Source organism: Anaerotignum faecicola (genome assembly GCA_024460105.1).
Taxonomy (GTDB): Bacteria; Bacillota; Clostridia; order Lachnospirales; family Anaerotignaceae; genus JANFXS01.
The window spans coordinates 1-451 of the sequence record JANFXS010000286.1; the positions used below are offsets into that span (position 1 = coordinate 1).

The following is a 451-nucleotide window of genomic DNA, read 5'->3' on the forward strand; positions in this document are numbered from 1 at the left end:
GGCAGTAACAGAGGCGGCTGCAGAGAGTGAGAAGCCGGCGGAGAGACCGGAAGTGAGAGTTCTGATTAAATGGTCGGAGAGCCAGATTTCCAACTGGCCCGTTCTTGTGGACGAGTACAATGCAGATGACAGCAATCCGGTTAAGATCAATCTGGAATTTTACGGTTCAGAGGGCTATGACGACAAGGTGAAGGCGGAGCTGATGGGGGATAATCCGCCGGAGATTGTACAGCTGATGAAGACGACCTTCAACGAATATTCCGCCAATGGACAGCTCATGGAACTGACCGGTTTCCTCGGAAAAGAGGGCTGGAATTACAACAAAGGCGCGCTTGCATGGGCAGGCCCGCTCAATAATCCGGAAAATGGCGTGTACGGAATCCCGGATTTTGCAAATACAAGCTGTATCTTCTATAATACGAAGCTGTTTGCGGAGCTGGGAATTGAAGAG

Annotated in this window: 1 protein-coding gene; it reads left to right on the plus strand. The window is 50.8% G+C overall.

Going from position 1 to position 451, the window contains the following annotated elements; translation table 11 throughout:
• Positions 1–52: 52 nt before the first annotated feature.
• The coding region (locus NE664_13990) for an extracellular solute-binding protein (protein ID MCQ4727745.1) at positions 53–451 on the plus strand (399 nt) is incomplete at its 3' end.